Annotated in this window: 17 protein-coding genes; 11 read left to right on the forward strand and 6 right to left on the reverse strand. The window is 43.0% G+C overall.

What is annotated here, in order from left to right; translation table 11 throughout:
- Window positions 1-79 precede the first annotated feature (79 nt).
- The 10 genes from L3V25_RS06500 (at window position 80) to tldD (ending at window position 19,522) form a co-directional block, all read left to right on the forward strand.
- Window positions 80-4,054, forward strand: a complete 3,975-nt coding sequence (locus L3V25_RS06500; RefSeq protein WP_237294632.1) for a DUF6701 domain-containing protein — start codon at window positions 80-82, stop codon at window positions 4,052-4,054.
- 200 nt (window positions 4,055-4,254) lie between these two features.
- A complete protein-coding gene (locus tag L3V25_RS06505) occupies window positions 4,255-8,037 on the forward strand; it encodes a DUF6701 domain-containing protein (protein WP_237294633.1) in 3,783 nt (1,260 codons plus the stop codon).
- Window positions 8,038-8,619: 582 nt separating this feature from the next.
- Entirely contained in the window at window positions 8,620-9,663 is a 1,044-nt protein-coding gene (locus tag L3V25_RS06510) for a rod shape-determining protein (RefSeq protein ID WP_089122281.1), read from the forward strand.
- A 46-nt stretch (window positions 9,664-9,709) separates the two neighbouring features.
- Entirely contained in the window at window positions 9,710-10,591 is an 882-nt protein-coding gene (mreC, locus tag L3V25_RS06515; protein WP_237294634.1) for a rod shape-determining protein MreC, read from the forward strand.
- A complete protein-coding gene (gene mreD / locus L3V25_RS06520) occupies window positions 10,584-11,072 on the forward strand; it encodes a rod shape-determining protein MreD (RefSeq protein ID WP_237294635.1) in 489 nt (162 codons plus the stop codon). The genes mreC and mreD overlap by 8 nt, the downstream gene beginning before the upstream one ends.
- A gap of 92 nt (window positions 11,073-11,164) precedes the next feature.
- Window positions 11,165-11,764 (forward strand): Maf family protein, encoded by a 600-nt coding sequence (locus L3V25_RS06525; protein WP_237294636.1) that lies wholly within the window; start codon window positions 11,165-11,167, stop codon window positions 11,762-11,764.
- Window positions 11,765-11,817: 53 nt separating this feature from the next.
- Window positions 11,818-13,287, forward strand: coding sequence for a ribonuclease G (gene rng, locus L3V25_RS06530; RefSeq protein ID WP_237294637.1), 1,470 nt, complete (start codon window positions 11,818-11,820; stop codon window positions 13,285-13,287).
- An 11-nt stretch (window positions 13,288-13,298) separates the two neighbouring features.
- Entirely contained in the window at window positions 13,299-17,207 is a 3,909-nt protein-coding gene (locus tag L3V25_RS06535; RefSeq protein ID WP_237294638.1) for a YhdP family protein, read from the forward strand.
- 34 nt (window positions 17,208-17,241) lie between these two features.
- Entirely contained in the window at window positions 17,242-18,066 is an 825-nt protein-coding gene (locus L3V25_RS06540) for a carbon-nitrogen hydrolase family protein (RefSeq protein ID WP_237294639.1), read from the forward strand.
- Between the two features lie 7 nt (window positions 18,067-18,073).
- Window positions 18,074-19,522, forward strand: coding sequence for a metalloprotease TldD (gene tldD, locus L3V25_RS06545; RefSeq protein ID WP_192999968.1), 1,449 nt, complete (start codon window positions 18,074-18,076; stop codon window positions 19,520-19,522).
- Between the two features lie 251 nt (window positions 19,523-19,773).
- On the opposite strand, the gene yjgA is transcribed toward tldD, so the two are convergent.
- Window positions 19,774-20,295, reverse strand: coding sequence for a ribosome biogenesis factor YjgA (yjgA, locus tag L3V25_RS06550; RefSeq protein WP_237294640.1), 522 nt, complete (start codon window positions 20,293-20,295; stop codon window positions 19,774-19,776).
- A gap of 123 nt (window positions 20,296-20,418) precedes the next feature.
- Here yjgA and pmbA point away from each other — a divergent pair, with 123 nt between their 5' ends.
- The gene (gene pmbA, locus L3V25_RS06555; RefSeq protein ID WP_237294641.1) at window positions 20,419-21,762 is read left to right on the forward strand and encodes a metalloprotease PmbA; all 1,344 of its coding nucleotides are present in this window, start codon (window positions 20,419-20,421) and stop codon (window positions 21,760-21,762) included.
- Window positions 21,763-22,055: 293 nt separating this feature from the next.
- Here the strand turns inward: pmbA and mgtE are convergent, their stop codons facing one another.
- From mgtE to hpf, 5 genes are all read right to left on the reverse strand, one after another.
- Window positions 22,056-23,426: a magnesium transporter gene (gene mgtE / locus L3V25_RS06560; RefSeq protein WP_237294642.1), complete on the reverse strand. Its 1,371-nt coding sequence runs from the start codon at window positions 23,424-23,426 to the stop codon at window positions 22,056-22,058.
- 161 nt (window positions 23,427-23,587) lie between these two features.
- On the reverse strand, window positions 23,588-23,875 hold the full coding sequence (locus tag L3V25_RS06565) for an HPr family phosphocarrier protein (RefSeq protein WP_237294643.1): 288 nt from the start codon (window positions 23,873-23,875) through the stop codon (window positions 23,588-23,590).
- Window positions 23,872-24,756: an RNase adapter RapZ gene (rapZ, locus tag L3V25_RS06570; RefSeq protein ID WP_237294644.1), complete on the reverse strand. Its 885-nt coding sequence runs from the start codon at window positions 24,754-24,756 to the stop codon at window positions 23,872-23,874. Before rapZ ends, L3V25_RS06565 begins: the two co-directional genes overlap by 4 nt.
- Window positions 24,753-25,202: a PTS IIA-like nitrogen regulatory protein PtsN gene (ptsN, locus tag L3V25_RS06575; protein WP_237294645.1), complete on the reverse strand. Its 450-nt coding sequence runs from the start codon at window positions 25,200-25,202 to the stop codon at window positions 24,753-24,755. Before ptsN ends, rapZ begins: the two co-directional genes overlap by 4 nt.
- Window positions 25,203-25,204: 2 nt before the next feature.
- On the reverse strand, window positions 25,205-25,492 hold the full coding sequence (hpf, locus tag L3V25_RS06580) for a ribosome hibernation promoting factor (protein ID WP_237294646.1): 288 nt from the start codon (window positions 25,490-25,492) through the stop codon (window positions 25,205-25,207).
- Window positions 25,493-25,503: the final 11 nt, after the last annotated feature.

Below are 25,503 nucleotides of genomic sequence, written 5' to 3' on the forward strand. Positions count from 1 at the left end.
GATGAAAAATCTCGTGCTTAAAAAGTTGAGTGGTGGTGTGAAAAACTCACCAATAATATTGTTTTCTCTCGGAGTAAGTTTGTTGACACAAAATGCTTGGGCAGACAATGAGCAGTATGAACAATACTTCCCTCAAGCTTTACAATCATGGAAAGGGGCAAACAGCCATGTATCTTTTGAAAACTCTATGCAAGTGCAAGGGTTTACTGATGATTATGTGGCGAATAACCAAGGTGTCTATAATGATGGCAGTGGTGATGTTCCCGTTATACTTTTAGGTTTTGATGAGGTTGGGAATGGATTTCAGACTGCACATGCTGCGAGCTGTGCTGATGGTTTCGGGTGCGCTGTTGATTCTGAATATGTCGCCCCGAGATCAACATTAGATGCTATTGAAGGTCGAAAGGCGCCAACACCAGAACCCGTATTACCTCCTGCAACATTGCCAAAGGCTACATTGTCTGTTGAAAATACTGATACACCATGTAGTGATGAATCTTTATGTCATACAGAAATCGTTGATGGAGTTGTAAACCTTTATATTGATGCTGATTTAGCGTCATTACATATAAGTGTTTATAGTGGAACATTGCCGATTAATATTATTCTGTCGGGTAATCGTTATATTGGTGATATTCATTTGGAAAGTAATGAGACTGCAACACTAGTATTCAGCGATGATATGATTTTAACCACTGATACTATGGTTTGGGGGAATGGTGCGGTCGTTTCTTCTGGTTACAATGTACTGGTAAAAGTGATTAATGAGTTTTCTGCAATAGCCACTCCACGTTTAACAACTACTCATCCTATTTTCTATTATGCTCCAACAGGAACCATTTCTATCAGCGCAACTAGTGGCGGCGATTACTATGGTTGTTTATTGGCAGATACCATTCAATTAAACAATAAACTAACGATTAATGGTGCTGTAACTGCTCGCGTATTTGATGATTCAACAGGTTCAACAATTACAGGCAATGGCGCATGTGTAGCATCTATTCCAGATCCTGACCCAGAACCAGAACCACTTGATATGTGTACTTTATTTCCGAGTGCGGTTCAAAGTAATGACTTAGATTCTGATGGAAATGCTATTGGTAAAATCACTCTTACCAATGGTGATAAGGGAAATGCAAACCGTTTATATCTTACGAATAAAAGTACAGTTTTATTTGGCTCAAAAGATATCGACTTTGATGACCCTGACCACCCCAATGGTTGTGTGTACGGTAACAATGGTTCATTTGATGGCCAACCAGTAGAAGACTGTACCATCATTGAAAACCAAGGAAGTGCATTCCCAGATGGTATTCCTGAGTTTGATGCATTTGAAGCGACAGGAGACTCTGTTAAATGGGAGAAAGGTAGTGATGAGTTGTACCTTGAACCTGGTCACTATAGTAGTTTAACTATTTCTGGTAATAACGATGGTGAAACCAAAGGTGTTACTTTAAATGAAGGGGAGTACTGGATTGGTCAGATCAAGTTTGAAAGTGGTTCCAACCATTTCTTAAGAGTGAATGGTCGTGTTGTCTTGCATTATAACAAGATGGGAGCAACGGCAGACGGGGTATATGTAAATGCTAACCCCAATCGTAGAGATATGGTTTCTGAAACACCGGATAAGCTCGATCTTGAGACTTATTCACCAGAAAACTTAATTCTTATCGGGCATGGCAGTGAAGCTAGTTTTGATGATAACCAGCCATATATGTTTTTTAATGCTCACTGGTATATTTCACCTGAATCAAAAACAGGGTTTAAAATCTATGATGATAATAATCCGGTTCAGATAGTAGGTTCTATTTCTGCGGCAAATATCGAAATTAGTGACTCATCAGAAGATAACTATATTTATGCTAAAGGGGCTCTAGAGTGTGAAGTTGACCCTGTCACCACCCAAAATATTGCCATTGATATTGATAAAAATGTTGCCTTAACTTGTCAGACACCTGTCGCAACCATCACAGTGACAGATCAAGATGGCAATCCGCAGCAAGGTAATGTGAACGTCTCCATCTCTCCAGATTCAGGCGTCACACTTGGAAAACCAGATCCAGATGCGGGCAACGGAACCTTTAATGAATCTGATGGTACTTACACTACCAATGAGCAAGGTATATTAGAAATACCGTTGGAAGGGGACTCTGCAACGTTCACTACTTATACCGTTACGGCGTCTTTAGTGGACTCAGATGTAGATTCAGTCTCGGATACGGTCGAATATGTTCCCTTTGCTTTGAGTGCTGATGAGCAACATGTCATTGCGAATAAACCACAATCTGTCGATGTTAAAGTATTGACCTGTGATAGTGGTGAAGAAGTGGCGGTTAATTACTCAGGTACACCAACCATAAGTCATGAGCTAAATGAGCCTGCTGATGGTGTTGGTAAATTAACATTTGAACCAGATTTTAAAGCGGATGATAAAGGTGAAGTATCAACGGATCTGACCTTTACTGATTCAGGAAAAGTTACGGTTACTATGACCGATGACAACTTTAAATGTACCGAAGAGCAAGAAGATTGTCCTATAGACGGAAAGGCTGAACTGAAAGGCTCATTCACTGTTTATTCACGTCCATGGACATTTGCAATTTGTGATGCTGAAGGTTCCGCTATGGATGGCAATATTGATAGTTCCGGAAGTTTAGGCTTTAAAGCAGCAGGCGAAGAGTTTGATTTACATGTTCTTCCACTGCGCTGGGTTTCTGGGGAGACAGATCCTGTTGCTGGTGCCGAAAATATTGATGTAACCGAATTATGTGATAAACCGATTACACAAAACTATTTGTCATCAGACTCGCTAGATTCGACTATTCAATTAAGCTATGAGCTTGCACAACCTAGCCCAGATATTGGCCATGAAGGCTCATTGTCCGGAACTCAGTCTTTAGCGAATACTGATAGCAGTGGTTCTGGAGAAAGTGGTTATTATGATTTTTCTCAACTTGCTTGGTCGGAAGTTGGTGTATTAAAAGTAAGCATAGATGCCGAAGATAATTATTACGAAATGAATATCAACCAAGGTTATCGTAATATCGGGCGCTTTTATCCAGATCACTTATCTATTATTGATAACCAATGGATGTATCAGTCCGGTTTAGATTCATTTGCTTATATGAATCAACCAATTCATATGGACTATACGGTTGAAGCACAAAATACATCAGGAGGAGCAACTGAAAACTATGGTGACTTTGCTGATGATCTACAAGCAAAACTGAAATTAGTTGGAACGGATACTGATAATAATACAGACTTGGTTAACCGTTTTACTGCCGATGAAAAGCAAGACTGGGATGGTGCGGATTATTTTTATAGCACAGATAGCTTTGTTTTCTATAAACAGCAAACCGCTGATGATGCTTATACTACTGAGCCTGATGGTCCATATAGTGGTGACAACTCTGATTGGGGGATAAAGGTTACCGATGCAACCACTGATAATGTCGACTTTTATGCTTTCAATAATGACGATGAGCTAAATAAAGAAGAAAACGATAACTCATTCAGTTCTTTTTCTGGCCAGCCGAACTTCCGCTACGGACGCATGATATTAGATAGTGTGAGTAGTCCAATTGGTGGCCCAGTTTCAATTCCATTACGTGCTGAATATTGGAGTGGTAATGGCTTTAACGTTAATACAGAGGACAGTGGTAGCCAATTTGAAGCCAGTGTTTATTGTGCTATAGACGAGGAAACCACAGCTGCCAATGATAGTGATTATCTCACCGATACTAAGGGAGATAAGCTAGATAAGGTTGATGAAGGGAAGTCATCAGTGGTTAGAGCTGGTCAAGAAAGTGCCAAACGAGAAACTGTGCGTATTTTCATGCGCCAAGGTAATCAAGCTTCAGGAGAGTTTAATAATCCTCAACCTGAAACGACGTGTAATTGGCACAATGATATTTCAATGGGGCAACCTTGGATGCAATACAACTGGCGCAACAAAGGTGATGAAGACCCATCAACCGTGGTTAACTTTGGTTCATACCGTGGTAATGATCGGATCATCTTCCGTGGTGAAGAGCAGTTAACCGAAAACTAAAGCCTCGCTATCGGCAGCTCGCCTTATGAAAACGAAAGCCCTGATAATTGAAAAGTTATCAGGGCTTTTTTTGTCTGATAGATGTGAAGTAAGTGATGAGAATATGTAAGATAAAGTGGTATTATTAATAGGGTTTTTAATATTTTCCCAAGCGCCAAAAATTATGGTGATGGTTTGTGGGAGGTACTAGGTAGGAATGGATGCGTTATTTAACTAAATTAGTATTGATGGTTTTGCTGCTGTTGCCTGTTTCTGTGTGGGCGGCAGAGTGTTCCGTTAAAGGAAATGAGAATTTTGATATCACCATTAAAGTGCCTAATTATAATTCTGCTCAGACTTATACCGTTTATTATCAAAAACAAGGTAATAAAGATCCTGTTTTAATTTGGTCGAATAAGTCGACGGTAGATGGGGATTCACCTGTTATCTATGAATCTAGCTTTGTTGATGGGCTTAGTTATCAAATAAAGTTTTTTTATGATTCTTCTGCTAGCACCATAACTTATTATCATAAGCAGGAATCCGATGAGTATTGGAGTGAAGGGGAAACTCGCTCCGTAGTCCTTGATAATGGTCAATCTTTTTTTGTTGCGGATCACGCGAGTGAAGATGATTTAAATTGTGATAGTGGTGAGGTGACACCACCAGAGCCTAAGCCTGATGTTGATATTTGTACTTATTTTAATGAACCTGCACAAAGTTGGAAAAGTGGTAGTGGAGCTTTCTTCGGCTCTAATCAAAACAATGCAGAGACAAATTATCATTTAGGTGGTTGGACGAGAGCTTATACGAGCCAGTATGAAAGTAGTTTTATTTTTGGTGGAAGTGGCGAACAAAAATTACTTTCCATACCATTTGATCAATTAACGGCATCTAGGGCTAATGTTTCTTATCAAGCAAGTGGTAGTGAAGCTAGTGGCAGGTTAGATGTAACGTATGAAGATGCGAAGACTTTCTACCTAACAGATCAATTTGATTCTGGATATGATGAATGGAATTATTATGGCAGTTGTAATGGTCGAGAGTGCCGCATAGCATCTGGAGAACAACCTGTACCACCCAAAGTGGAGACCCCAGATCCTATTTCTCCTCAGTTTACATCAACAAAATCGTTAATTATCGGTCCGTGGAACTTTGATAGTGAATGTCCAGTAGATGGCTCAAGCCCATACTGTAAAAGTACGATTAATGGTGATGTTCGAACGATTGAAATACTTTCGGATATTAATAACTTACAAATAAATGGAGCGTCAGGTAACTCAAGAGTTGAGCTGAAATTTAACCCAACTACCCCAGATAGTGAATACGGGATTAAAATTAAAGAGTTCAATGTTACTACCGGTAATGTGGATGTGGTATTTGACGAAGATGGCACATATACCTTCGATATATTCCATTTATCTGTCTCGACAGCTTCAATTACTATTGATGCTAAAATTTTATTTAAAATTAAGACATTGTTCCAATTGAGTAATAGTGTTCCGTTAACTCAATTAGCTTTACCTGAAAACTTCGTGATCTATGGGCCTGATGCTATTGTTGATTTTGCAGGAGGCAATAAATTTTATTATGGGATGTTTTTAGCGGAGAACATTCAATTCAATAACCCTATTACCTTTTATGGTTCTGTCACAACAAATAATCTTATTTTACCGAATGACAATACAATTGTAGGGCTTGGGGCTTGTATTGATCCCCAACCATCCACCTCTTACACCCTAGACGTCACCCCAGATAATCAATTCGCTTTACTATGCGAAGCGCCAGAGATTACCTTCACAGTACTCAACGACGATGACAGCATAGCTACCGATTACGACGGCACCATTACCGCTAACTATCCAACAGGCTTAACGCCATTAGCCCCGACTACTGGAACGCAAAACAGTGAATATGTTTATACGCCCAATCAAGGCAAGGTAGTGGTTCCTGTAGAAGCAACCTCATTACAAAAATACACTGTCAATGCAGAGTTGACGGATGATTCCGATGCGAGTGATTCGGGCAATGTCCTCTTTGGACCATATAAATTCTCCGCTGAACCGGTAAAAGCGGTGGCTGGTCATCCCACTCAGTTTGATGTGCAAGTACTGGCTTGTAAAGATGATGAAGCCACTGTAGTAGAAGGTTATAACGGTGATAAAGATTTAACGGTTAGCGAAATTAATTTAACCAAACCAACAGCTAGTGATGGCGCGGTTGATGGTGGTTTAGAAGTGAGTGCGACGCAAAGTGGCGGCTATAGTAGCAGCGATGTCACGCTTAACTTTAGTGATGATGCCAAATCGCAAGCCTACCTAAGATATAACGAGTCAGGCTCACTGAACTTTACTTTGACTGACCCTGAGTTCGTTTGTCCGCCAGAGTATGATGGTTGTGAAGTGACCAACGATGACGGCACACCTGAAAGTATCACTAGCTTGCAAGGTATCGTCAATGTTGATGTTCGCCCTTGGACATTTGCGATTTGTGATGAGAACGGTGGAAGTGATTTACCTAACGGCAACTCTGATGGTGGTGATAAGTTTATCGCTGCTGGAGATAAGTTTTCTCTGCAAGTGAAACCTATCGTTTGGCAAGATGGCGGCTCACTAACCGGTGATATTGATGTAAGCGGTTACTGTAACGCTACTGTGACGCAAAACTTTTTGTTATCAAATGCTCAACCAGCCACTGTGTTAATGGCTAGTACCTTGGCAACACCAACACAAGGTCGTTTAGGTTCAGGAATTCAAGCGGATGAGGGTGGTAGTTTAGAGCGTGCGCATGATGCAGTATCGAACTCAGGAGATGATCATTACACTTATACCGATTTAACTTGGCAAGAAGTGGGTAGCTTAAATATTACAGCTGATATTAACAGCGATGATTACTTAGGCATGAACATCAATCTAGGTTACCGTGAAATTGGTCGTTTCTACCCACATCATTTTAGATTGGAAAATGACAATGTTTGGGATTATGCCGATGGCCATCATGATTTTGCTTATATGAATCAGCCCATTCCGATGGATTATCGAGTCAAAGCGAAAAGTGCAACGGATAGTGATACTGAAAACTATGGCTATTTTGATGAAACTCTACAAGCGGCTTTTGCTGTAGAAGCGATAGAAAAAGAAGTGGTTTTTGGCAATGAAATCGACGGTGATTCTTTAAATAACCGAATCTCTCAAGGGCCGAACCAAGCGGATAATACTTGGGATAAGGCGACTTATGAGTTTGATAGTAATGACTTTATGTTTTTAAAAATATTACTGAATAGCTCGCCATATTTAAGTGTACCGGACGGGCCATATAATAACGCCAACAGTGCCTTTGGTGTGGCGGTAGATACATCAAATAGTGTCTATACCAATGATGACCAAGTTAATTTCAATGAAGATTTTGTATCTACAGATACTTTCACTGCGCCATCTGGGTTAGATAACCTAGGGGTAACCTTTATGCATCAACCAAACTTCCGCTATGGTCGAATGGTCCTCGATGCGGTGAGTGGCCCGATTAGTGGCCCAATATCGGTTCCGCTACGAGTAGAATATTGGAATGAATCAAGCTTTGTGGTCAATACCGATGATAACGGCAGCCAGTTTAAAACTGATGTTTATTACGTGATGAGTAATGTTGAGAACAGTGGTGCAAAATTGACAAGCACAGCATCGTCTTCATTTATTACTGTTGAAAATGGTAAATCCAGCCGAGTTCAAGCTACGCAACGTCCTGCACAAAGAGAACAAGTACGATTATTTTTAAGACAAGGTAATGACTCTGGTGGCTACGGCAACAACTCTGAACCAGAGGACGATGATTCTTTGAATGCTACTAATGATGGCTGGAAGAACCCAGAAGATATCGATCAACCTTGGCTACAATTTAACTGGCGTGATAAAGGCGATGAAGATCCTTCAACGGTCGTTAACTTTGGCGCTTACCGAGGGAATGATCGAATTATCTTCCGTGGAGAGTCGAATTTGACGGGGAAGTGAGAGGGGGGCGGGTTTCTAGAAGATCGTCTCTCGAGCACTTCGTTTCTCGTAGCTCGTTACGCGACCCACGCTTTTGATTTTTCGAATGACGAGCAGTGCTACGAGTAACGATATTCTTTTCCTCGAAACTAGGGACTAACAACTAGAAACCGCTCTTTGCTTTTGATCTTTTCCGAGCTACGAGCAGTGCAACGCCCGAGCACCGAGTAACGATCACCAATCTTCCTTTCCTAGAAACTAGGGACTCGTAACTAGAAACCGCTCTTTGCTTTTGATCTTTTCCGAGCTACGAGCAGTGCAACGCCCGAGCACCGAGTAACGATCACCAATCTTCCTTTCCTAGAAACTAGGGACTCGTAACTAGGAACCGCTCTTTGCTTTTGATCTTTTCCGAGCCACGAGCAGTGAAACGCCCGAGCATCGAGAACCGAATCCCATCTTTTTCCTGACCTTGAGTTAACTTTATGTAAGAATACCGCCTATTCTTACTCTGTGTACGGTTAATGCTTGCCGACAGTGCAAGGCATTGGTACATTTAGCACAATTTTATTTCCTTCTATCGCTCTTAGGATAACGAAGAATATGTTCAAGAAACTTCGTGGTATGTTTTCAAACGATCTTTCAATAGATCTAGGTACAGCCAACACCCTTATTTATGTTAAAGGTCAAGGCATTGTTCTTGATGAACCTTCAGTTGTTGCTATTCGTCAGGATCGTACTGGTTCTGCAAAAAGCGTCGCTGCCGTTGGTCATGAAGCTAAGCAAATGCTTGGTCGTACGCCGGGTAATATTTCGGCTATTCGTCCGATGAAAGACGGTGTGATTGCTGATTTCTATGTAACAGAAAAAATGCTGCAACACTTCATTAAGCAAGTGCATGATAATAGTGTTTTAAAACCAAGCCCACGTGTATTGGTATGTGTACCTTGTGGTTCTACTCAAGTTGAACGCCGTGCGATTCGTGAGTCAGCATTAGGTGCTGGTGCTCGTGAAGTGTACTTAATCGATGAACCAATGGCAGCCGCAATCGGTGCTGGCCTTCGCGTTTCTGAGCCGACCGGTTCTATGGTTGTTGATATCGGTGGTGGTACGACTGAAGTAGCCGTAATTTCTTTGAATGGTGTGGTTTACTCATCTTCTGTTCGTATCGGTGGTGACCGTTTTGATGAAGCGATCATTAACTATGTTCGTCGTAACTACGGCAGCTTAATCGGTGAATCGACGGCTGAGAAAATCAAGCACGAAATCGGTTCTGCTTACCCTGGCGATGAAGTGATGGAAATGGAAGTTCGTGGTCGTAACCTTGCTGAAGGTGTGCCGCGTAGCTTTACATTGAACTCAAATGAAATTCTAGAAGCATTACAAGAGCCTTTATCTGGCATCGTATCAGCGGTAATGGTTGCACTCGAACAGTGTCCACCAGAGCTTGCTTCAGATATCTCTGAAAATGGTATGGTTCTAACGGGCGGTGGTGCACTACTGAAAGATCTTGATCGTCTACTAACCGAAGAAACGGGTATTCCAGTTGTGGTTGCAGATGAGCCATTAACTTGTGTCGCTCTTGGTGGCGGTAAAGCGCTTGAGATGATCGATATGCATGGTGGTGATCTATTCAGTGAAGAATAATTCCTTTGGGAGTTATTTATAAGAATAGATATGACAATTTAACTGCATGAAATTGATATTTGGCCGCGGCCCTTCTTTACAACTGCGTTTATTTTTCGCACTGATCTTATCAGCCGGCTTAATGCTGGCTGATAGTCGTTTAGATACTTTTTCAAATGTTCGATATCTACTCAATAGTTCGGTAGCGCCAATTCAATATGCGGCGAATTTACCAAGAAGCATGTTTGATGGAATGTACGAACGTTTAAATAGTATGAAAACCTTGGTGCAAACCAACAGTGCTTTAAAAAACGAAGTTCTTAGCTTGAGGAGTAACTTGTTGCTACTTGAGCAATACAAAGAAGAAAATGTTCGTCTGCGAGAACTACTCGGCTCTCCTTATGTAAGAGATGAGCGTAAAGTGGTGACAGAAGTGATGGCGGTTGATTCCTCACCTTATCGTCATCAAGTCGTGATAGATAAAGGTCGTACCGATGGTGTTTATGAAGGGCAACCTGTCATTAACGAAAAAGGTATTGTCGGCCAAGTGATCAATGTATCGGCTCATAACAGTCGCGTATTGTTATTAACCGATAGTAATAGCTCTATTCCGGTTCAAGTTCTACGTAATGACATTCGCGTGATTGCATCAGGCAGTGGCGATATCGACTCGATTCAATTAGAAAACGTGCCAACCAGTACTCATATTGAAACCGGTGATTTACTGGTGACTTCGGGCTTAGCGGGTCGTTACCCTGAAGGTTATCCGGTGGCTTATGTCACAAGCGTCAAAAATGATAACCACCTTCCTTTTGCTGAAATTGTCGCGAAACCTGTAGTGGAATTTGATCGTCTACGTTATTTATTGTTGGTGTGGCCCGATCAAGAGCGTCAAAAGCAAGCTCAAACCATCGAATTAACTGAAGACGAGGCGATTGGTAATGACTAATCACTTATTTAGAAGCAAGTTAATTATTTGGGTCTCCTTTTTTATTGCTCTTATTCTGCAAGCTGTACCTTGGCCTGGACCGCTCGAAATGATGCGTCCAAGCTGGCTTATTCTGGTTTCTAGCTACTGGATATTAGCTTTACCACATCGTGTGAATGTAGGAACCGCATTAATCTTAGGCTTACTTTGGGATTTGGTGATCGGTACCACGTTAGGTGTTCACGGTATCGTCATGTCGATTACTGCATACCTTGTTGCATTAAACTTCCAAGTATTACGTAACATGGCATTGTGGCAGCAAGGTGTGGTGATTGGTGGATTAACGGTATTGGCTGAGTTCATAGAGTTCTTCGGTGAATTTTTAATAAAAGATATTGATTTTAATCCTCACCTTCTATGGTCAGGTGTAGTGAACTGCATTTTATGGCCGTGGATGTTCTTACTTTTAAGAAGAGTGAGACGACACTGGCACATGCGCTAGGATATCATTGTGATTTGAAGCTGCAGTGCTATTAGTTGCACATCTATTCGCACTGCAACTTTGATACAAATAACTTTCACTGGCGAGGCCGCATGTCTAATTCTTCTGATTCACAGCATCTTAATTTTTACCTGGCTTCAGGCTCTCCGCGACGCAAAGAACTTCTCACTCAACTTGGTTACCAATTCAATATTGTGGTGCCTAATATTGAAGAACAAAAACAGCCTAGCGAATCTCCCGTCGATTATGTAAAACGCCTTTCTCGTGAAAAAGCCCAAGCGGGTGTTAAACTGATTTCATCAATGGCAGAAGCATCAGCACTTCCTGTTTTAGGGGCTGATACCATCGTGGTTGTCGATGATCACGTTCTCGAAAAACCAAACGATTATGCTGACTGTCTACGCATGTTGCAGGCGTTATCCAATCGACAACATCAAGTCATGACTTCTGTGACTGTCGCAACTTCTACTGATCATCACACTAAAGTTGTGATAACTGATGTATGGTTTAAGTCTTTAACTGAACAAGAAATTGAAACTTATTGGCAAACTGGCGAACCGTGCGATAAAGCAGGTGGCTATGGCATTCAAGGTATTGGTGGCCGTTTTGTTTCCCGCATTGATGGCAGTTTTCATGCTGTAATGGGGCTACCTTTATATGAGACCGATGAGTTATTGAAGCGATATCTTTAGAATTTATCTTAGCTAATTCATTTTTAGCGACCAAAAATTTATGAGGCACAATCATGAGTGCAGAATTACTGATCAACGTCACCCCTAGTGAAACCCGAGTCGCGATGATCGAAGGTGGACTATTGCAAGAAGTCCACATTGAACGCGAATCACGCCGCGGTATTGTCGGCAATATTTATAAAGGCAAAGTCAGTCGAGTATTGCCAGGTATGCAAGCGGCTTTCGTGGATATTGGTTTAGATAAAGCGGCCTTTTTACACGCCTCAGATATTGTTCCTCACACCGAATGTGTAGCAGAAAATGAAAAGAAGCAATTCCAAGTAAGAGATATTGCTGAATTGGTTCGTCAAGGCCAAGACTTGGTGGTGCAGGTGGTCAAAGACCCACTAGGTACCAAAGGCGCGCGTTTAACCACTGATATTACCTTACCTTCGCGTTACTTAGTCTTTATGCCAGGAGCCGCTCATGTTGGCGTATCACAACGTATTGATGACGAAGCAGAGCGTAACCGCCTAAAACAAACCGTATTGCCTTATTGTGATGAGAATGGTGGCTTTATTATCCGAACTGCTGCAGAAGGGGCAGATAGTGAAGAGTTAGCGCAAGATGCCGCTTTTCTAAAACGTTTGTGGAATAAGATCAACGAGCGTCGCAGTAAATATAAAACCAAATCGATGCTGTATGGTGAGATCGGTTTAGCGCAGCGTATTTTACGTGATTTTGTAGGCACAGAGATCAGCCGTATTCAGGTCGACTCACGTTTAGCCTATGATACGCTGTTGGAGTTTACCGCCGAGTTTGTGCCTAACTTAACCGACAAGCTAGAGCTGTATCATGGTGATAAACCGATTTTTGACATGTATGACACCGAGAATGAAGTCCAACGTTCATTAGATCGTAAAGTGGAATTGAAATCGGGTGGCTACTTGATTATCGATCAGACGGAAGCGATGACGACGGTGGATATTAATACCGGAGCCTTTGTCGGTCGACGCAACCTAGAAGAAACCATCTTCAATACCAACATTGAAGCGACTCAGGCGATTGCTCGTCAGCTTCGTCTACGTAACCTTGGCGGTATTATTATTATCGACTTTATCGATATGCTTGAAGATGAACATCGCCGTCGCGTCATTCAATCACTAGAACTGGCATTATCGAAAGACCGAGTGAAAACCAATATTAATGGCTTTACTCAGCTTGGTTTGGTTGAAATGACCCGCAAGCGTACCCGAGAAAGTATTGAACATGTTCTATGTTCTGGTTGTCCTACTTGTAAAGGTCGCGGTTCGGTGAAAACCGTTGAAACCGTCTGCTATGAAATTCTGCGAGAAGTGACTCGAGTTAACCGTGCTTATGATGCAGACAAATTTGTGGTGTATGCTGCGGTTGCGGTTGCGGAAGCCTTGCAAGGTGAAGAGTCACATGCACTCGGTGAGCTCGAAGTATTTATTGGAAAAGAAGTTAAAATTCATGCTGAGCCTTTGTATATTCAAGAGCAGTTTGACGTTGTAATGATGTAGCGGAGAAAAGAGTGACCTTGCCTAAGCGCCTGTGGCGGACTTTATTATGGACAATATTAACGATAGCGGTGGTATGGGCGGTTAGCGTTACTTTGCTGCGTCTGTTTCTTCCTAGTCTTGATCGCTATCGTGATGAGATTGAAGCTCAAGTATTGAAATCCACAGGTGTTGAGGTTCAATTTGAATCGATTCGCGGTTACTGGGGAAATATTACGCCAGCATTAGCACTGAAACATGTACAAGTCTTTTTGCCGGGTGAGCAAATCCCAATTGTCACCGTTGATCGCGCTAATGCCGAAATCGATTTGATCCAATCCTTAATTCATCTTCAACCTAAATTAGCGGATATCAAAATTGAAGGACTGCGTGCTGATCTTAGCCGTTGGCCTTTAATTCCTGAGAAAAATCAAAAACCAACCCCACAATCTGATGCTTCAGATAAATCTCTGAAAAACGTACAAAACTTATTCTTACGCCAACTCGGTGAATTTTCTTTAGTTGATTCTAGTATTCAGTACTTAGCGCTTAATGGTGAAATTCGTTTAGTCGATATCGAGCGTTTGCGCTGGGAAAATAACGAGAATCAACATCGAGCTGAAGGTGTGGTAAGTATTGCTGGTGCCAACCTAAACAAGGTTTCTGTGATCGCTAACTTTAGTGAGCAAGGGAACTTACGTTATCTCGATGGGCAATTTTTTGTCTCAGCCGAAAATATCCGTGTGACTCCATGGATGCCTCAGTATGTTAAAGAGTCGACCACCATCGATTCTGGTCGAGTCAGCTTAAATTCATGGTTAACCCTAAAACAAGGTGAACCAACCGATGCGTTAGTTGAGTTGAAGCCTTCTCATCTCATTTGGGGTAGTGAAGAGAATCAACATCAACTCGATATTGATCATGGTGTTGTGAATCTTAAACCGAGCGCTGACGGTTGGAAGATCTTAGGTTCTAACTTTTTAATTAAGACCAATGATGGCAAGTGGCCGCAATTTCAATTTGCCTTAGACTGGCAACCAGATCATCAAGCGCTGAATTTATCTCGTTTAGACATTGAAAACTTAACCCCTTTGCTGGGTGTGTTGAAAAGCCAAAATGGCTCAATGGAATGGCTGGATAAATTACAACCCGCCGGTTCGATTGAAGATATTCGCGTCAATATTCCTAAGCAAACAGACAAGCTGACCTATTCCGCTTCACTAAACAAAGTGGCGATGAAGCAGTGGGATCTACTACCAGGCATTAATAAACTTTCCGCGACCGTGACGGGCGATGCGAATAACGCTTCAATAAAGGCGACACTGCAAGATGATGTGGTGCCTTATGGCGATGTGTTCCAAGCACCTCTTAATATCGAGCAAAGTAAGATCAATCTGGTATGGCAAAAGTATCAAACTGGTTGGAAGCTTTGGGCTGATAAAATTGAAGTCTCGAATTCAGACTTATCGGCAATTGGTGAATTTGAATTAGATTTTCCTGATGATCAATCGCCATTTTTATCTTTGTATGTTGAAGCTGACGCTAAAAAAGCTGGCGAGACATGGCGCTATCTACCAACTTTAGCGCTGGGTCGTGATCTGACCGATTACCTTTCTACTGCGATTCAAGGCGGGACTGCAAAAACGGCTCAAATTCTTTGGTATGGCTCGCTAAACGATTTCCCTTATCTCAACCATAAAGGGATTTTCCAAGCGAAAGTACCGCTACAAAATGCACGTTTCAGCTTTGATACTGCATGGCCGGCAATTACTGACTTACAACTCGATTTGTTGTTTGAAAATGCCAGCATGTATTTAAGCTCTGATTCCGCGACATTGATGGATGTACACGCAAGCCATATTGATGGTGTTATTCCTAATTTAGCTCCAGATGGACATATTGAAATCAATGCTAAAGCACAAGCGGATGGCGAAGCGGTTCGAGACTATATGACCTCAACCCCGCTGGTGGATTCGGTTGGTGCAGCTCTAACGGCGGTGCAAGTTTCAGGGCCAGTCGATGCTGAGTTTAGTTTAAACATTCCATTTGATGGTAGTGACCCGGATGTCAGTGGTTTTGCGCAATTAAAAGAGAACCCGATTGCGGTACAAACTCCGTCGATTCAACTTGAAAAAGCAAACGGAAAAATTGAGTTTAAAAATGATGTTGTGACAGGCTCTGGCTTAAAAGCTAACTTGCTAAATCAACCTATTGCATTGGATTTTAATAGTCATACCCAAGGTCAGGGCTATGCGGTGAAAATTGATGTGATAGGTGACACCGATATTCCTGAGTTGAAAAAACAAGTGGATTCGACGTGGTTGAAGCCTTTAGCGGGGAATGCGCCGTGGAATTTAGGCGTTGATTTGCACTTAAATGATATTGGCTTTACTTATCAAGTTGATGGCAATGCAGATTTAGAGTTTTTAACCAGTCAATACCCAGCACCACTAGGTAAAGCTCTAGGCATTAAAGGCCAAGGCCGCCTGCAAGCTGCCGGTAACCAAGAAACAGTGAATGCGAGAATCACGCTCCCTAATGTGAAGTATCAGGCTGATATTGATATTCGCCCTAAAACGCCCGTGTTAAGTGCCACCAATATAATTGTCGGGCGCGGAGAGTTTAAGGTTAGTCCGATTGGCGGCCATTATTTGTCGATCAATACCAATAAATTTAATGCTGACGAATGGTTTGATTTTGCCATGGATAAAGACCATGCGTTAAATATTAAACCGGCCGATGCAGATCCACTTGTTACTAAGCATTCCGCTAAGAGTTCAGCTGCAAGCATTGATATGCCAGCGATACCTGTACCAGAAGTAATTAATATTAATACCAAAACTTTGGTGCTGGGCGATTTAGATTGGCATCAGGTGAAGCTAGATGCGATCCATAAGCCGCAAGATTGGCAGCTCAATTTATCGAGTAGTGAAATTGTCGGTAGTGGTCATTACCGCAATAAAAAGGATTTAAGCCTAGATCTAAAATCAGTGCATATTTTTGTTCCTGAATGGGATAACAAACAAGACACTCAAGATGCTCAACTGATTTCCGGTAAAGCCGAAGATGAACCTTTGATCAGCGAATTTGATCGTCAGTTCCATCAATATATGCCGAACCTATCACTGAAAATTGGCGACTTATGGCTGCAAGGTTATAAGGTTGGTACGGTTGATATGCAGTTGCAGCGTGATAAAGGTAAGCTAGTCTGGAAAAACTTGGACTTTAAAACCGGTTCAAACCACTTACAGGCAAAAGGCTGGTGGGAATTATCTGGTGAGAAGAGTCATTCTAATTTTGAGTTGAGCTTAACCGGTAAGAATAACTCTGAGGTGATGGCTCGCTTTGGGATTAACTCTGGCATTCAAAAAGCGTCCTTTGATCTTTCAATGGCTTCAAATTGGGATGGCGCGCCTTGGTCGATAAAAACCGATACATTAAATGGTCATTTAAAAACTGAGTTTAAAGATGGCGTGATCACCGATGTTAATGGTGCAGCTCGTTTATTAGGCCTGTTCAGCTTAGATTCAATCGTTCGTAAGATGCAGCTAGATTTTACTGGCGTGTTTGATGACGGTATGACGTTTGATTCCATCAAAGGTAGTGGTGATATTAAGCGCGGGATCTTTGTCACTAACGATCTTGAAATGGATGGTTCTGCTGGGGACTTAATGCTAAAAGGGCAAGCGGATCTGAATACTCGTTTAGTGGATGCGGAAGTAACCTTTATTCCAGACTTAACCTCGAGCGTACCTTTGGTGGCGGCTTTTGCGGTTGCGCCTCAAACGGCGGTGGCAATTTTTGCGATTACTAAAGTGCTGTCACCCGTTGTGGATGTATTTACTAAGGTTCAATACTCGGTGAAAGGTCCATTGGACGCACCGGAAGTAAAAGAAATTTCGCGTAGTCGTGGTGAGTACCAGTTGGATAAATCGTCTAAATAGTCTGGTAGAACTAGATTTCACAAGGAGTGTGAATATGTCTAAAGTCGCGCTAATTCAAATGACCTCGGGGCCAGATCCTCAAGATAATTTGGCGTTTGTTGAACAGCAGCTACAAGCGATGCAAGACCAAAAAGTAGATTGGGTCGTCTTGCCAGAAAATTCGATTATCTTTGGTCACCGAGAAGACTACCATCAACACGCAGAAATTTTAGCTACAGGGCCGTTACAATCGGCTCTAGCGAAATTGGCCAGTGATTATGGCGTTTGGCTGGTGGTCGGCTCTTTTCCTGTTCGGGTCGGTGATGATGTCAAAACCACTTGTCTGGTGTTTTCCTCTGAGGGCGAACTACAAGCGGATTACGATAAGCTACACATGTTTGATGTGGATGTCAGTGATGGTCATCAACGTTATCGTGAATCAGAAACCTTTCTGGCTGGTGAGCGCGTGGTTGTTACGCAAACTCCTTTTGCTAACATAGGCCTTTCCATTTGCTACGATCTGCGCTTTCCTGAATTATTTCAGCAACTAAGGAGAGACGGTGCCGATGTGATTGTCGTTCCTGCTGCCTTCACTTATGTCACCGGTAACGCTCATTGGGAGCCTTTATTACGAGCGCGCGCCATTGAAACCCAATGTTGGATTGTCGCCGTCGGGCAAACTGGCACTCATCCTTGTGGTCGCCAAACGTGGGGCCACTCGATGGTGATTAATCCGTGGGGGCAGATAGTTGAATGTTTACCCGAGACAGCAGGCTATATAACCGTTACCATTGATACCAAGATCAACCAAGACATTCGACAACGCATGCCCGTGATGCAACACGCTCGATTTGTCTGTCAATTAAAACCCAAACAATAGAGTACCTATGACACTTACTAAGGTAGAAAGCGAATTATTAGCGCCGTCGGGATTAACCGATAGCGATATTCAAAAAACATTAGCGAGCATTGCCACTCGCCATATTGATTATGCGGATATTTACTTTCAGTCTAGCTGGCATGAGTCATTAGTATTAGAAGACAGCATCATTAAAGATGGCTCGTTTAACATTGACCGTGGTGTCGGTATCCGAGCGATTGCCGGTGAGAAAACTGGCTTTGCTTATTCTGATCAAATTGATATTAATGGCTTACAACAAAGTGCGATTGCAGCGCGTGGTATTGCTCAACAAGGCCAAAATGCCCAAGTCAAAGCCTTTACTCGCAGCGTAACGCCACAAACCTATCAAGCGATTAATCCACTAGAAAGCCTAGATAAGCAGCAGAAAATTGAGCTGTTAAAACAAATTGATGCCTACATTCGTAGCAAAGAGCCGTTAATTCAAGAAGTGTCGGTGAGCATTAGTGGCGTGTATGAGCAAGTGTTGGTTGCAGCAACCGATGGCACTTATGCAGGTGATGTTCGTCCATTAGTTCGTTTATCTATTTCGGTATTAGCCCAACGTGGTGAACGTCGTGAACGTGGTAGTGCGGGCGGCGGTGGTCGTTATGGCTATCAAGCTTTCATGCAAACAATGGAAGATGGTAAAACTCAAGCGATTCACTTTGCCGATGAAGCAATTCGCCAAGCATTGGTTAACTTAGAAGCCGATGAAGCGCCAGCCGGTACTATGCCTGTGGTGTTAGGTTCAGGTTGGCCGGGCGTACTCCTACACGAAGCGGTAGGTCATGGTCTAGAAGGTGATTTTAACCGTAAAGAGTCATCAGTATTCTCAGGCAAGCTAGGTCAAAAAGTTACCTCAGACTTATGTACTATCGTCGATGATGGCACTTTAAAAGATCTACGTGGTTCATTGAATATCGATGATGAAGGTGTTGAAGGTCAATACAATACTCTGATTGAAAATGGCGTATTAAAAGGCTACATGCAAGATAAGCATAATGCAGGTTTAATGGGCGTCGCTCCAACTGGTAACGGACGTCGTGAATCTTATGCTCATTTACCTATGCCGCGTATGACTAATACCTACATGTTGCCAGGTGAGCATACTCCAGAAGAAATCATTTCAACGATCAAGAAAGGGCTTTATGCACCTAACTTTGGTGGTGGCCAAGTCGATATCACTTCTGGCAAGTTTGTCTTCTCCGCCTCAGAAGCTTACTTAATTGAAGATGGTAAAATTACCCGACCAGTTAAAGGTGCGACACTAGTTGGCTCAGGTATTGAAGCGATGCAGCAAGTTTCAATGGTAGGTAATGATCTGTCGATTGATAAAGGCGTGGGAGTGTGTGGTAAAGCCGGTCAAAGTGTGCCGGTAGGCGTTGGTCAGCCGAGCTTGAAGTTAGATTCGATTACGGTTGGTGGGACGCAATAGAAGAACGTGACTCGTGACTAGAGCGCTACGCTTCTCGTTGCTCGAACGGCGCTTTGGATTTATCGAGATACTAGGATACTGCGTTAGTTAAGGGGTGGTTGCGGGTGACGTGTTGCGAGTAGCGTGTAAAAGATCGCGCAGTCTCGGGCATACTGAAGCAAGATCAAAAAAAGCAGTCTGAGGTTTCAGTACTGCTTTTTGTCTTTTTCGAGTAACGAGAAGTGAAACGCCCGAGCAACGAGCACCGTTCTCTATAGTTCTTTTAACGCTTTCAAGATCTGAAAAATCTCTCTCGACGCTTTCGGTGGCTTATTGCCGCCTTTTTCTTTTTGCGCTTGGCGTGCTAGTTGACGTAAGCGTTGACGATCCGCTTCTGGGTGTTGGTCCATAACTTCTTCAATCGCAGGATCGATTTCAGTAATGATACGATCACGCATTTCTTCTAGCTTGTGCAGTTCAGCGGTGGCTTGCGAGTGCTTATTGCGTAGGCGATCGAGTTCCGCTTGAATCGGCTCTGGATCGATTTGGCGCATTAGCTTACCAATGTATTGCAGTTGACGGCGCTTGGCTTCGTTTTTAAAACGTTGCGCATTAGCGATCGCTTCGCGTAGGTCATCACCTAATGGAAATTTTTCTAAGGAAGACGGTTTCAAACCGACTAACTCTTCGCCCAATTTTTGTAGGGCTTCCATATCTTCTTTCATCTCGGTTTTACTTACCCAGATGATTTCCTCTTCTTCTTCCCAAGGTGCTTTTTGGTTTTTACGAGCCATAATCTCTACTTACTCTTAATATGAGAATCTTATTGGGCTATTTTAGCAAGAATTATGGGGAGAAAGCGAAATTCTTGTTATCCTAGAGGTAATAATAGTGAAATAAATTAGATAAGAGTGGATATGGACGCAAAACAGCAAATCGCACAGCAAAAAATTGAATTGGAAGCCGCCGTCGCAAAAGCGTTGGAGACTGCGAAAGTCAGCGCCGATGCGGTCGAAGTTGCGATCACAAAAACCACTGGTATTAGCGTCACGACTCACGCTTGTGAAGTTGAAAATGTTGAGTTTAATAGTGACGGTGCATTAGGCATTACCGTTTACCGTGGTCAGTGTAAAGGCAGCGCTTCAACCTCTGATTTGAGTGACCATGCGATTCAAAAAGCCGTAGCCGCTGCGTTAGATATTGCTAAGTTTACTTCTCCTGATCCTTACGCAGGACCAGCACCAAAAGAATTAATGGTTAAAGAGATCCCTGATTTGGATCTGTTCCACCCTGATGAACCAAACCCTGACTATGCCTCTGAAATGGCCATTCGCGCTGAGCAAGCCGCATTAGAATATAGCGATAAAATTAAGCAAAGTGATGGCGCGAGTTACGATAGCCATTACGGTATTAAAGTGTACGGCAACAGTCATGGCTTGCTAGTGAGCAATGCATCGAGCCGTCATAGCTTAAGCTGTAGCGTGATTGGTGCAGGTAAAACCGGTGAAATGGAGCGTGATTACAGCTATACCATTGCTCGTCATAAAGATGATCTATGGACGCCAGAAAGTGTAGGTTTGCAAGCTGCTAAGAAAACCATCGACCGATTAGATGCACGCCAAGTGAAAACAGGGCAGTTTCCTATTCTCTTCCAAGCTGATGTAGCAACCGGTTTACTCGGCCACCTAGTGATGGCGATCAGCGGTGGTAATCTTTACCGTAAATCCTCTTTCTTACTTGACCGTTTAGATACCCAAATTTTACCGAGTTGGTTTAATGTCGCTGAAAAACCACATGTACTTCGCGGTTTAGCATCGGGCGCATTTGATAGTGAAGGCGTCTACACCAAAGATGCACAAATCATTAGTGATGGTGTGTTATCTACCTACCTATTAACTAGCTATGCCGCACGTAAGATGGGTATGACTCCAACCGGCCATGCTGGCGGTATCCATAACTGGTTTGTTGAATCAACCGGACAAGACTTTGGTCAACTGGTCAAAGACATGGGCACTGGGCTTATCGTGACCGAATTAATGGGACAAGGCGTTAATATGGTCACCGGTGACTACTCACGTGGCGCCGCAGGTTTCTGGGTAGAAAATGGCGTAATCCAATATCCAGTTTCAGAAATCACCATTGCTGGTAACTTGAAAGATATGTTTAACAATATCTCAGCAGTCGGCACGGATGTAGAAACCCGTTCGCAAATTCAGACAGGGTCGATTTTGATTGATTCGATGAAGGTTGCGGGGGAATAGACAAGCGATTCTCGAGTGCTCGTTTCTCGTGGCTAGGAAAAGATGAAAGAGCGGTTCCTAGTTACGAGTTCCTCGTTGCTAGGGAAAAGCCGTCATCCTGAAAAGCGACGTAGGAGCGCAGTTCAGGATCTCCAACCATTATAGGAGATTCCAAACAGCTCACCCCTCACTTTTGGAATGACGATGCTAAATTGATTCTTTCGATAGACGAGTAGCGTAGCGTCCAAGCAACGAGATCCGAAACTGCTTTTTCGAGAAACTAGCAGCGAAGCGCCCGAGAAACGAGTCTCGTTTTAAATCATATTCATCTTAATCATCAAGGTCGCTAGACCTAAGAAAGCGGATAAACCCACCATATCGGTAACGGTGGTTAGCGCCATTCCCCCAGCGAGTGCTGGGTCGATGTTCATTTTCTTCAGTAAGATTGGAATACTTACCCCAGCAATACCGGCGGCCAGTAAGTTGGCGAGCATTGCAACGGCCATGATAATGCCAAGTACTAGGCTACCTTTCCAAAGCACCACGATACCACCAATAATGCAGGCCCATAACACACCATTGAGGAAGCCGATTGCTGCTTCTTTTAATAGTAATGAGCGTTGGTTGGTGTTACCGATATGACCTAATGCTAAGCCGCGAATAACTAGCGCCACGGTTTGGTTACCAGCAACCCCGCCCATTGAAGGTACGATGGTCATTAACACGGCAACCGAAGCCATTTGTGCCAAGGTGCCTTCAAACATGTTGGATACGGAAGCGGCAGCCAATGCTGCTAGTACATTAGCACCAAGCCAAATACTACGGCGACGTACCGATTTAACTACAGGGGCAAAGGTATCTTCGTCATCATCTAGACCCGCCATACTCATCATTGAGTGCTCGGCATCTTCACGGATAACATCGACCACGTCATCGATGGTGATACGACCGACTAATTGACCTTCTTCATTCACCACCGGAGCTGATACCCAATTACGACGTTCAAACAAGCTAGCCACATCAGTCGCACTGGTATAAACCGAAATAGCTTCATCGGCATCTTCCATCAATTCGGTGATTGGTGTATCGATTTGCGATGTAATGAGTGAGGTCAGAGGTAAATGCCCAATTAACTTACTTTCACTATCAATCACATATAAAGCATCGGTAGCTTCTGGTAGTTCGCCTTTCATACGTAAATAACGCAAGACAACGTCAACATCGACATCACTACGAATGGTAATAACGTCGGTGTTCATTAACGCACCGGCACTATCCTCGGAGTAGGATAAGGCGGTTTCGACGCGTTCACGATCCTCGGAGTCCATTTGGTCAAGGACTTCACGTGATACATCATCTGGCAAGCTACGTAAGACATAGGCGACATCATCGGTGTCCATGCCTTCGGTGGCTTCGGCTAGTTTCTCTGGGGCCATTTTCGAGACGATGCTGTCTTTGATGTCTTCAGAAAGCTCATCAAGGATCTCACCGTAATCTTCAGGATCGGTCAGTTGCCAGAGTACGTCACGGCTTTTGTGCGGAGAGGCTTCTAAAAGGTGTGCAATATCCTCAGGTTCCATGTCTTGCAATTGGCGACGAACATGGACAAAGCGACCATCATCAATGGCTTCGCTTACTTCTTGGAGGGTTTGATGGGTGAGTTCAAACTCTAGTTGTTCAGCCATGACTCGCCTCCTAAATACACCTGAATGACATCTATAATATTTGAGGTGTGAATATTAGCCTAATTTTATGGTAAATGTCATAGCTTATAGTGCTTTGAGAGCGGTATTTTTGCTTTGAATGGAAGACTAGGAGGGTAGGTTAAAATTTGATGAATGGTGATTTATTCTTCTTCATCAAATTTTTGTTCAATTAATGCGCAAATCGCGCTGAGTGCTTGTTCGGCTTGGCTGCCTTCTGCGGTGATATCAATATACTGACCTTGCGCCGAATCAAGCAATAATAGCCCCATGACACTATCGGCAGTGACTTCACGATCATCAGCGCTGATGGTGATGACCGCATCAAAACTTTGCGCCAATTCAACCAATTTAATTGCCGCTCGAGCGTGTAGACCCAAGCGGTTTTGAATTAATACGGTTTGCTGGCACTTAGTCTGTTGTTGGCTCATGAGTGATGCTTCTCTAGGCTAGTATGACGAACTTGTACTTGATGACCTAGCGCTTTGAAATGCTCGCCAAGTTGTTGAGTGATATAGACAGAGCGGTGTTTGCCGCCAGTACAACCAATCGCCACAGTGAGGTAGCTGCGGTTATTTTTTTCTAATAGCGGTAGCCATTGTTTGATGAAGCCTTCAATGCTCGATTGCAATTCGAGAACATCCGACTCAGCACCAAGAAAGTCGATAATGGGCTGATCGAGTCCGGTTAGTGGTCTTAATTCTGGCACCCAGTGAGGGTTAGGTAAAAAGCGCACATCGAAGACGTAATCGGCGTCATTGGGTAAGCCATATTTAAAGCCAAATGACTCAAAGACCATGACTAATTCTTTAGAGTCTCGACCTTGCACGCGGATTCGTACCGTCTCACTTAATTCATGTAAAGACAGGTTACTGCTATCCAGCACTAAATCCGCTTCTTCTTTTAGATTAAGCAGCAGGTCTTTCTCTAATTGAATCGCTTGCTCAAGAGAGAGCTTTTCTTTATGCATTGAAAGCGGGTGCAGGCGACGAGTTTCGCTGTAACGCTTGAGCAAGGTTGATTGGTCGGCATCTAAAAATAGCACATTCACATCATACGATTGCTTAAGGTTTTGCAGTGTAGTCGACACCGCGGTTGGATCTTGCGGTAGGTTACGAATATCAATGCTTACTGCAACATTTTGCTTACTGGAGCGAACTGAGGCGACAAATTCATCCAGTAAGTTCACCGGAAGGTTATCAACGCAATAATAGCCAAGATCTTCTAATACGCGCAAAGCAACACTTTTACCTGCACCTGATTGGCCGCTGACTATGGTGATATGTAATGGTTTAGATTGGTCCGTATTCATTCAGTACCAACCATAATATTGTATAGATCTTGGTCGGTTTGAGCGTGGCGTAACTGCTTTAATGTGGCTTTGTCGTTGAGTTTTTCAGCCATCAATGACAAGGTTTTCAAATGAACTTTACATTGTTCATCTGGCACGAGTAGTGCAAAGAGAATATCGACAGGGCGGTTATCAATCGCATCAAAATCGACTGGTTGCTCGCACTGTAGTAAGACTGCAATGGCTTGTTCGCTATCTAGCATGCGGCCATGAGGAATAGCGATACCGTTACCGATACCTGTGGTTCCTACTTTTTCACGAGACAACATGCACTCAAATAAGCGATTTGAATCTAGGCCACTGTGTTGCGCTGCGATTTCACTAATGATTTCGAGTGCACGTTTTTTGCTAGTGCACTGAACTGCGGTTTTGGTGCAGTCCAGTGACAATACTTCATTTAATTGCATAGTTAATGACTACTTAGTTTCTCTTTGTGTTTATTGAGTTGTCGAGTGAGTTTATCGACTAAATCATCAATTGAGGTATACATGTTCTCACTTTGCGAGGAAGCATGAATTTCACCTTGATTGACGTGTAGTGTCGCCTCGGCGATCTGATCTAACTTTTCAACCTTTAATACAACGTGAGTGTTATTGATATGGTCAAAGAAGCGTTCTAGCTTTTGGAATTTAGTGTTCACATATTCGGTTAACGCATCGGTTAAGTCGACATGATGTCCGGTAATATTCATTTGCATAAACTTTCCTC

Origin of the sequence: Vibrio sp. CK2-1 (genome assembly GCF_021726515.1) — a bacterium.
Taxonomy (GTDB): domain Bacteria; phylum Pseudomonadota; class Gammaproteobacteria; order Enterobacterales; family Vibrionaceae; genus Vibrio.